The sequence below is a fragment of the Rhodovulum sp. PH10 genome (assembly GCF_000293785.1).
Lineage (GTDB): Bacteria > Pseudomonadota > Alphaproteobacteria > Rhizobiales > Xanthobacteraceae > Rhodoplanes.
Genome location: NZ_AKZI01000002.1, coordinates 1 through 9127 on the forward strand (window position 1 = coordinate 1; position 9127 = coordinate 9127).

9 protein-coding genes and 1 tRNA gene are annotated in these 9127 nt (G+C 66.7%); 6 read left to right on the forward strand and 4 right to left on the reverse strand.

Features of this window, described 5'->3' with window-relative positions; translation table 11 throughout:
• Nucleotides 1-199: 199 nt before the first annotated feature.
• The 3 genes from A33M_RS23600 (at nt 200) to A33M_RS24525 (ending at nt 2111) form a co-directional block, all read left to right on the forward strand.
• Entirely contained in the window at nt 200-1105 is a 906-nt protein-coding gene (locus tag A33M_RS23600) for a hypothetical protein (RefSeq protein ID WP_157223270.1), read from the forward strand.
• A gap of 143 nt (nt 1106-1248) precedes the next feature.
• Nucleotides 1249-1743, forward strand: coding sequence for a hypothetical protein (locus A33M_RS00350; RefSeq protein WP_040618702.1), 495 nt, complete (start codon nt 1249-1251; stop codon nt 1741-1743).
• Between the two features lie 128 nt (nt 1744-1871).
• Nucleotides 1872-2111 carry a hypothetical protein gene (locus tag A33M_RS24525; protein ID WP_202801739.1) on the forward strand — a complete coding sequence of 80 codons (240 nt, stop codon included), beginning with the start codon at nt 1872-1874 and terminating at the stop codon, nt 2109-2111.
• Here the strand turns inward: A33M_RS24525 and A33M_RS00355 are convergent.
• From A33M_RS00355 to A33M_RS00365, 3 genes are all read right to left on the reverse strand, one after another.
• A complete protein-coding gene (locus A33M_RS00355; RefSeq protein ID WP_008382373.1) occupies nt 2029-3369 on the reverse strand; it encodes a tyrosine-type recombinase/integrase in 1341 nt (446 codons plus the stop codon). The genes A33M_RS24525 and A33M_RS00355 overlap by 83 nt on opposite strands.
• A 214-nt stretch (nt 3370-3583) precedes the next feature.
• Nucleotides 3584-3660, reverse strand: a tRNA-Arg gene (locus A33M_RS00360).
• A 556-nt stretch (nt 3661-4216) separates the two neighbouring features.
• Nucleotides 4217-5731, reverse strand: a complete 1515-nt coding sequence (locus tag A33M_RS00365; RefSeq protein WP_008382374.1) for a diguanylate cyclase — start codon at nt 5729-5731, stop codon at nt 4217-4219.
• A 136-nt stretch (nt 5732-5867) separates the two neighbouring features.
• On the opposite strand from A33M_RS00365, the gene A33M_RS00370 reads away from it, so the two are divergent.
• The 3 genes from A33M_RS00370 to A33M_RS00380 all read left to right on the forward strand — a co-directional run bounded on the left by A33M_RS00370 (nt 5868) and on the right by A33M_RS00380 (nt 8426).
• On the forward strand, nt 5868-6995 hold the full coding sequence (locus tag A33M_RS00370) for an S-(hydroxymethyl)glutathione dehydrogenase/class III alcohol dehydrogenase (protein ID WP_008382375.1): 1128 nt from the start codon (nt 5868-5870) through the stop codon (nt 6993-6995).
• 143 nt (nt 6996-7138) lie between these two features.
• Nucleotides 7139-7429: a hypothetical protein gene (locus A33M_RS00375; protein ID WP_008382376.1), complete on the forward strand. Its 291-nt coding sequence runs from the start codon at nt 7139-7141 to the stop codon at nt 7427-7429.
• A gap of 112 nt (nt 7430-7541) precedes the next feature.
• Complete coding sequence (locus A33M_RS00380; RefSeq protein ID WP_202801740.1) at nt 7542-8426, forward strand: NAD(P)/FAD-dependent oxidoreductase; 885 nt, start codon at nt 7542-7544, stop codon at nt 8424-8426.
• A 120-nt stretch (nt 8427-8546) separates the two neighbouring features.
• Here the strand turns inward: A33M_RS00380 and A33M_RS21970 are convergent.
• The coding region (locus tag A33M_RS21970; RefSeq protein ID WP_052026785.1) for a DUF1236 domain-containing protein at nt 8547-9127 on the reverse strand (581 nt) is incomplete at its 5' end.

Below are 9127 nucleotides of genomic sequence, written 5' to 3' on the forward strand. Positions count from 1 at the left end.
ACGCCCCGCCGCAAGCCCTCAAAGCCGTGGCCTGACCACGACGCTTACCTCGCATCAGCCTGATGCGAAAAATGAAGGCGTTGCGCATCCGCGATGTCTCGGCGAGCTACTGCTTCATCGCCGATCAAACGGGAGGCGCTGAAGGCCGTAAGAAGACCCGGAAGCGAAAAGCGGCTGAGCTTGAAGCGGTGACAGCGTAATGAACACAGGGCAAGCCAGAGTCGCGGGTCTCGATTTCGCAACACTGTTCCCGGTTAGTAGCGGCGGTTGGGGCGATGATCTCTGGTCCGGCCTGCACTTCGAGTGGAAGCGTCCGGTGAGTTGGATGCCGGTCCTCGGAAAGTGGCTGGCTCCGAGGTTCCGGAAGGATGGCGTGCGTCGCCTCAAGCCGAATGCCTATCGTGATCTTTGTTGGGATGACACGGAGTGGTCGGACGTCCTTGCTCGGAGCATGGTCGGAGTGTTCGATGAGCATGTTGCTGCGTTGGCAGAGGCGCTGTCGGGAAGCGTCCTTAGAACATTCCACGGTTGCCGCACCGAGGATGCAGGCAGCTATCACCGCGAGGGCATCCGTATCCATGATCGGGCGGAACTATCCGAATTGGCCCGGAGAATTGTGAGAAGCTCCGATCGACTTGCAGCCTTCGCGGCGACCGTCGAGCAGGCGATCAGGAAGGAAGCCAATGAAGTCGAGGATGTGCGGTCAGGGCGTCTCTACGTGGTGGCAGATGACCGCACTCTTGTGAAATACGCCGCTCATTATTTGATCTATGGTAGCGAATGGCTGTTAGCCGTATTAGGTCCCGTCGGGGCTGACATTTTAAAGGGCAGGGGTGTCCCTACCTTGGTCGAGATTGACTTGCCTCTTCATATGGCCGGTGACTACAGCCGCAAGGCGTTGGCGCGTTGCTTATTGAATGAATGGACGCGATTTGTTTGTAACCGCCCTGATTGGCTGGCTTCGATCGACTTCTCGTTCTGCCTTTTACAGAATATCCCACCGGAGTGTGTTGCCGGACATTCGCACCCCGCCGAATTGCGGGACCCGATCGAGGGTGCGGTTTATCAAGCGTCGAAGACGACTTGTATCCATTGTGAGCAGTGAGAGCCAGAACGGTTCGGTTCGGTTTTGTTTTGTGACTATGGTGATAATAGCTGAAAGAAAAATATTATAACAAAGAACAACCCTAGCATATGAACGCAGGTTGCGGTTTCCTGATCGGGTGCAAATTCTATCAGGAGACCAACATGACTGAAATGTTTACAATAGGAAAGCGCCTGATACCGGCCGATCACATTGCTCTTGTTGAGTCGTTTGAACCAGGACCAACGCCGAAAATCCAGACGTCCCGCGATTTCAAGGCGCGGGTTGTTCTGATCAACCGCGACAGTTTTCTCATCGAGGAAACGGTCGAGGTGTTCGCGAACGACCACGGCTTTCGCGGTCTTCCAGACGAGCCGGTCGCGGTGAATCCGCGCGTTCGGTTCAGCGTTGAGACGTTCAAGCCCGCTGACGGCTTCACGCCGACCAAGCCCTACCTCACGCGGCTTCTGTGGCGCGATCTTGATGGCAACGACCAGAGCAAGCTTCTCTTGTCGAAGCCGGAAGTCGCGCTCGCCATTGCCGTAACGGGCGATCCGGTTCAGGAGACATCGGCTGACAGTTCCGCCGTTTCCGGCAAACGGCCCCGGTCGGGAACGCGGCGGAGACCGCGTCAACGGACTCCCGTTGCGACCGTTTGATTGTTGGCGCTTCAGAGAAACGGACGGAATTTCCGGCAACCCGTTGCATGCCGCAGGCATGTGCTCTGGAAAGCTGGACCCGATCTGGCTCTGATTGAAGCGCCAGCAACCGCAACCCGACCACGATCGTGCAAACGCAGGAACCGCAGCAAAAATCCCTGATCGAGCGCATGGAAGGCGCTCTGCTCCTGCTTGCCTGTTTCATCGAGATCGACGGCCACGTGCACGTTCCCATGTACGAAAAATTCGAGGCCGAGCTCGACGAGCTTCGGCGCAAGGAAGACGTCAAGGAACGCGCACGTCGGCTTCTGGCCGCCTACAGCCGGGAGGGCGGGGTGAAGGCGATCGACAACAAGAACTTGAGCTGAGTTCAAGCGGCGGTCCCTTGCCGTATTTGGGCTTGCCGGTCCGGTGACCCATCAGGCTGTCGATGAGGCTGTCCGGAGCCTCGGCTGCGACCAGGCGATCCTTGAAGCTATGCCGCAAGGAATAGACCGTGTGGTCTTTGGTCGGGCGCAGGCCGTGTGTATCGAGATAGTTGTTCACCACCGCCGAGAGTGACGACGCCTTGTCGCGATAGCGCGGGAAGCCGTCCGGGCGACGTTTCAGCGCGGCCAGTGCCGTCCCGACCAACGGGATTTCGCGGCGTGAGTCCTCGGTCTTCAGCCGCCTTCCGTCCGGCAGCACTTCCACATACGGGATCGGCGCGTCCAAGTGGATCGAGTGACGCTGAAGATTCACCGCCTCGGACAGCCGCAGGCCGGTATCGGCGACCACCCAGAGGACAAGCTGTGCTTCCTCGTTCAGGCCAGCGAGCGCACCCGGAGCAAGAAGCCTCTTTTGGATGAACTCCGCCTCGAAGGGGCTGCGAGACTTCTCCACCTCGCCCTTGAGGCGCAGGCCCTTGAAGACATCGGGCAGATTGAGCCGCCGCCGGATGTTCATTTCCTTGAGCATCCGGCTGAGTTGGCCGATCGCCTTGTTTCCGGTCTTGGCGTTCGTCTCGCCGGAAACCACGCGCTCGCGCCACCATTCGCAATAGTCGATGCCGTCGTCGACCGTGACTTCGGTCACCGGCTTGTCGCCGATCAGCTTGACGAACTCCTTCACGGCGCGTTCCCGCCCATTGCGCCAAACGCGAAGCTGGCTTGGCGAGAAGCCCTTGGTTTCGTCCTTGGTGGCCGCCTCGTACTCCATAAACAGCTTGGAGAGCATGAAGGGAGGCCGCTTCTCGGTGCCGAGCAGGGCGGCACGGGCACCGGCGTCGTTCGCCATCCCGTTCAGGACGAGGGCTTCGAGGCGTTCCAGCCGCCGCTCGGCGGGGAGCATCAGGAGTTGGGTGTTTTCGAGATAATCGAAGCCGAGAGTTCGCGCCTGGCGTCTGGCCGCCTCATAGCCGTTGTACTCTCGGAGCGCGTGGCGCTCGGCGAGTTCCTGCCAATAGGCCTCCAGCGCCTCGTTCAGCTTGCCTGCCACGCGGGCCGCCCGGCGGCCATTGCGATCGGAGGCGATGCGGATTTTCGTCGTGTGCTTGACGATGCCGCGCGGGTCGAGCGCACGGAACTCGTTCGGGACGCGGCGGACGAAATGCCAGGTGCCGTTCCGACGGGTGAGAAAGTCAGGCATGACTCCCTCCCGAGTTGGACGGATTGTTGCGCGTTTTGTTGGTCGTTTTTGGCGACAGGGTTCGGCTCCGGTCTGCGATGCAAGACCGAACCTTACCGCTAGCGAAACGCCAGCCAATTGTAATTCTTTGTAATTTCAACTTTTGTGCCTCCGGCTGGAGGCACTCCGGTCATGCCGTGCTCAGAGCCCGGTGGAGCGGGTGATGAGCGTTGAGTGGCGCGCTCGGAGAGATTCGAACTCCCGACCCTCAGATTCGAAGTCTGATGCTCTATCCAGCTGAGCTACGAGCGCTCGCTCCCGGGCGGCGACGCGGCGGCCGCGGGAGACCCCAGACATATAGCCGGGCGGAGACGAGAAATCGACCTCCCCGTGAGCGGCTTTTTGCGAGGTCCTGGGGATCGCTGGCGGGCTTCTCCTTCTCCATCGCGTCGAAGAACGGCCGGGTCTTGGCGACCGGCAGCACCGCCAACACCGTGAGCGCTCACGCGCCGCCCACAGGACCACAGCCGCAACCGCCACAGCGACTGGCGGCATGATATCGGAAGGCAGGAGCAGCCGAGCTTCCAACCAAGAACGCCACGCCAGTGGTTCTCGGCTCGGGGGCCACTTCAGCCCGCTCGCCGGTACAAAGGTACGTCGGTGCGTCGCCGCATCGGTGGCGGCCGGCACGGACGTCGGTCGAGATCGTCCGGTGGTGGGCACGCGTGGGTCCGGCGAGCGGCGGCTCTCCTCGCACATGTGTCATTCCGGCGCGGATGCAGTCCGACCCGGCCGGTCCGCTGCCCGCCGAGCGACGCGACACGAGCAGCCGATCGGCGGGAACCGGCGCGCGGGCGGGCGTCGTGCGTTATCCGGCCAAACGTCGCCGGCTGTGGCGCGGGGCGTCGGCGCGGTCGGCGGCCACTGTCGTCGCCGCCGTTTCGGGTGCGGCCACTGTCGTCGTCACTGTTTCGGGCGCAGGCATTTTCGCCTCGGCCCCCGCAGGGACGGGCATTTCCGGGGCGGCCGTCTCCTCGTGCGCAGCCGCTTTCCACCCGGCCGCGTCCGGCACAGCCATCGCAGGCGTCGCCGTCTCACGCAAAGCCGTCTCGGGCGAAACCATCTCCGGCGTGCCCGCCGAGAGCACCATCGGCGCCGCCGTCTCCGGCATGGCCGCCGCGATCGCGGCCGGCACCCCCGGCTCGCCGGCATCGTCCGGCGACGCATCGTGCACCGGCACGGCCCGCTCCACCCGGTTGCGGCCGTTCGCCTTGGCGCGGTAGAGCGCGCGGTCGGCCGCCGCCATCAAGGGCACGAGCTCGCGGCCGAAGTCCGGCGTCGCCGCCACGCCGACGCTGACCGACAGCCGGCCGAGCCCGAGCCGCGGCGCCAGCCGCGCCACCGCCGTCCGGATCCGCTCGGCGATCCGCACCGCATCGGCGGCGCCGGCCCCCGGCAGCAGGCAGACGAACTCCTCGCCGCCGGTGCGTCCGAACAGGTCGTTCGGCCGGAGCGCTCCCGAGACGACCTCGCACAGGCCGCACAGCACCCGGTCGCCCGCCTCGTGGCCGAGCGTGTCGTTGATCCGCTTGAAATGATCGACGTCGAGCATCAGCAGGGCGGCCGGGACCCGGTTGACGGCCATTCGCCCGAGCGTCCGCTCGGCGCGGGCGAAGAAGGCGCGGCGATTGGCGATGCCGGTCAAGGGGTCGACCAGGGCCTCGCGGCGGTGCTCGAGCCCCAGCCGCTCCTTCACCATCGCCATCACCAGGAACGCCATGCAAAAGTAATGGAGGAGAAGGCTGGCGATGCCGGCCGGAACCGCGACCCCGAGGTTGCCCTGATCGAGGCGAATCGGAAACACGAGGCGGTCGGCGAACGGGATGCGCAGGAGAAAGATCGCGGCATGCACGATCAGCAGCACGATCGCCGGCCCGCGCGACACCAGCTCGTGGTCGCGGGCGTGCCAGTATTCCCGGGCGATCAAGAGGGTGAGCGCGCAGTTCAGGACCGAGAAGACGCGCACGCGCAGCACCGCATCGCCGTAGAAGAAATCCGTCTGGCACAGCGCGATCCACAGAAGTGCGGCGGCCGAGGCCGCGAGCAGCGCCGGGCGTCGCCCCTCGAAGCTGCGCGCGCCGCACCACATCGCGCCATAGGCGGCGAGCCACAGCGTGTTGCCGAGCACGATCGACGGCCGGTCCGGGATCACGCCGCGCAGGGCGAGGAGGCCGCCGCCGGCCACCAGAACGAGCATGCCGCCGCCCCACCAGGCGAGCGTCATCGCGCTGCGGTCCTGCAGCCAGGAGAACAGCAGCATCATGCCGCTCACTGCCGTCGCGAAGGTGGTGACGGCGTAGAGTGTGCCGAGATCGACGTGCATCGTGTTCCGCCCGCGGCGTCCGGGGTCGCGCCGCAGGGGTTCCTCTATACCCCCGACCCGTGAAGAACCGGTTTTCGTCGGCGACCCGCATTCCGTGAAAACATTGCGCGCCGCCCACCCCTGGAGGAGACGTTCGATGGATGTGAAGGCGGCGGTGGCGTTCGAGGCGGGCAAGCCTCTCACGGTGACGACGGTGCGGCTGGAGGGGCCGCGGGCCGGCGAAGTCCTGGTCGAGATCAAGGCGACCGGGATTTGCCACACCGACGAGTTCACCCTGTCGGGGGCGGATCCGGAAGGCATCTTTCCGGCGATCCTCGGTCACGAGGGCGCGGGCGTGGTGGTCGAGGTCGGCGAGGGGGTGACCTCGGTGAAGCCGGGCGACCACGTGATCCCGCTCTACACGCCGGAATGCCGCCAGTGCCCGTCCTGCCTGTCGCGCAAGACCAATCTGTGCACGGCGATCCGCTCGACCCAGGGGCAGGGGCTGATGCCGGACGGCACCTCCCGCTTCTCGATCGAGGGCAAGCCGCTGTTCCACTACATGGGCACCTCGACATTTGCCAATTACACCGTGCTGCCGGAGATTGCGGTGGCGAAAATCCGCGAGGACGCCCCGTTCGACAAGGTCTGCTACATCGGCTGCGGCGTGACGACCGGGGTCGGCGCGGTGATCAACACGGCAAAAGTCGAGCCGGGCGCGACGTCGATCGTGTTCGGCCTCGGCGGCATCGGCCTCAACGTCATCCAGGGGCTGCGGCTCGCCGGTGCCGACATGATCGTCGGCGTCGACCTCAACGACGACAAGAAGGCCTGGGGGGAGCGCTTCGGCATGACCCACTTCGTCAACCCGAAGGAGGTCGGCAGCGACCTCGTGCCCTATCTCGTCAACCTCACCAAGCGTGGCGACGACCGGATCGGCGGCGCCGACTACACCTTCGACTGCACCGGCAACGTCACGGTGATGCGCCAGGCGCTCGAAGCCAGCCATCGCGGCTGGGGCGTCTCGGTGGTGATCGGGGTGGCGCCGTCGGGCGCGGAAATCCAGACCCGCCCGTTCCAGCTCGTCACCGGCCGCACCTGGAAGGGCACCGCCTTCGGCGGCGCGCGCGGCCGCACCGACGTGCCGAAGATCGTCGAGTGGTACATGCAGGGCAAGATCGAGATCGACCCGATGATCACCCACACGCTGACGCTCGACGAGATCAATCACGGCTTCGACCTGATGCACCAGGGCAAGTCGATCCGCAGCGTCGTGGTGTATTGAGCGAACGGGTGGCCCGGCACCGGCCGCTTGCGGGAAAACACCGATAGCGCAAGGTGTTTACTGGGCTTTGGGAGGATCGTGCGACACTCTCCCGTGCGTCGGCGGATGCCGAAGAAGCGTCCGCGCGCGAACGGAGGCGTGTCGTGTGGCTCGATCCCTGGCGCTGGTTTCTCACCGCCCTCTCGCTCGGTGCCGAGGTGCAGGGCGTGGTCGCCCTGCGCACGCTTCGGCTCGCCGCCGGCGGGCCGCAGGCGCTCGTCGAGGCGCACCGGATGGTCGCCGAGAAGGTCGCGGCTTTCGCGGCGGCCGAGGTCGCCGGCGCGGCGGCGCTCGCCCACGGCGCGAGCCTCCCCGATGCGGCGGTGCGCGCCTTCCGGCCGGTCCGCCACTGCCTCGACGACAATTTCGAGCGGTTGTCGCGTCCCCGTCGCTGACGACATCTGCTCGAACCGTCCGCCCGAACCGCTCGCCCGAACCGCTCGCCGCATCCGCGCGTTGCATCGCGAGACGCGGCGAGGCGGACGGATGGCGCGCGAGGACGGCACGGTGGATTGTCTGATCGTCGGCGGCGGCCCCGCGGGGCTCACCGCCGCGACCTATCTCGCCCGCTTCCGCCGCCGCGTGATGCTGATCGATGCCGGCGCGAGCCGGGCGGCGCTGATCCCCGAATCGCACAATTATCCGGGCTTTGCCGGCATCGCCGGGCCGGCGCTGCTGGCCCGGCTGCGCGATCAGGCGGAGCGATACGGCGCGCGCCTCGCACACGGCGAGGTCGAGCGGATCGCGCGCGACGACGGCACCTTTTTCGCCGACGCCGGCGCCCTCACGGTGCGGGCCCGCAGCGTGCTGATCGCCACCGGCATCGTCGACGACAGCCCGGATTTGCCGGCGCTCACCGCCTTGGTGAAGGCCGCGCGGGTGCGCTTCTGCCCGATCTGCGACGCCTACGAGGCGATCGACAAGCGCATCGGGGTGATCGGCCCGGTGCGGCGGGCGGTGAGCAAGGCGCTGTTCCTGCGCACCTACAGCCGCGACGTCGTGGTGCTGGCGCTCGACCGCGAGGTTTTGCCGGAGGCCGAGCACCGCGCCGCGATCGAGGCGGGGCTCACGCTACCGCCGGGGCCGGTGGTCGACCTGCATCCGGACGGCGCCGGGCTTTTGGCGATCGATGCGGCGGGTGGTCGGGTGTCGCTCGACGTGCTCTATCCGGCGATGGGCGCGGCGGCGCGCTCCGGCCTCGCACTGGCGCTCGGCGCCGAGGCGGCGACGGGCGGCTGCCTGTGGGCGGACGGCAAGCAGCAGACCTCGGTGCCGATGCTCTATGCCGCGGGCGACGTCACCACCGACCTGCACCAGATCGCGGTCGCCACCGGCCACGCGGCGGTCGCCGCGACCGCGATCCACAACGCGCTGTCCCGCAACCTCTGCTGATTTTCTCGGTGGCTGCGCCGGCCGGATGGTTGCGCCGACGAGACCATCGCGCCGGTGAAACGAAGAAGGGCCGGCGCGGCGGCCGGCCCTTCGAAAGAACACGCGCGATCGTCGACGACGTCACGCGTCGATGATCGCCACGATGTGCAGGTCGTCCGGATCGACGATCACCACCTGGTCGCCCACCACGAAATACTCGTAAGCGCGCCAAGCGGGATGGATCTCGATCACCGTCGAGGGCACGCGGGCGAGCCGCACCGAGCGCGGGACGGCGGTGCCGATCGACAGCGAGAAGTTCACGTGCTCGACGCGCGGGCCGCCATGGCCGATCAGCGTGCGGTGGATCCGCGAGCGGTCCTCACGCGACAGGTCGGCATTGCCCGACCGGCTGCCGGAGGTCTCGTTGCGGCGGCCTTCGCGCTCGGACGACTGCCGGTCGGCGTTCTCGCCCCGCTGCTGCGCGGCGCGGCCGCCCTCGCGCTCCGAGGTGGCGCGGTCCGTCTTGGAGCTGCCGCTCTCGGCGGCGCGTCCACCCTCGCGGCGGTCCGGCGTCTGCGCCGAGCGCTCGCCCGACGAGGGGGCCGACTGCGCCCGCGGGCCGGGCTGGCCGGGCTGTGCAGTGCCGGACCCGGCGTTCGGGCCGGTGCGCGGGGAGGGCGTCGCCTCGGTGCCCGCCGCACCGGCGCCGCCGGTCGCACCAC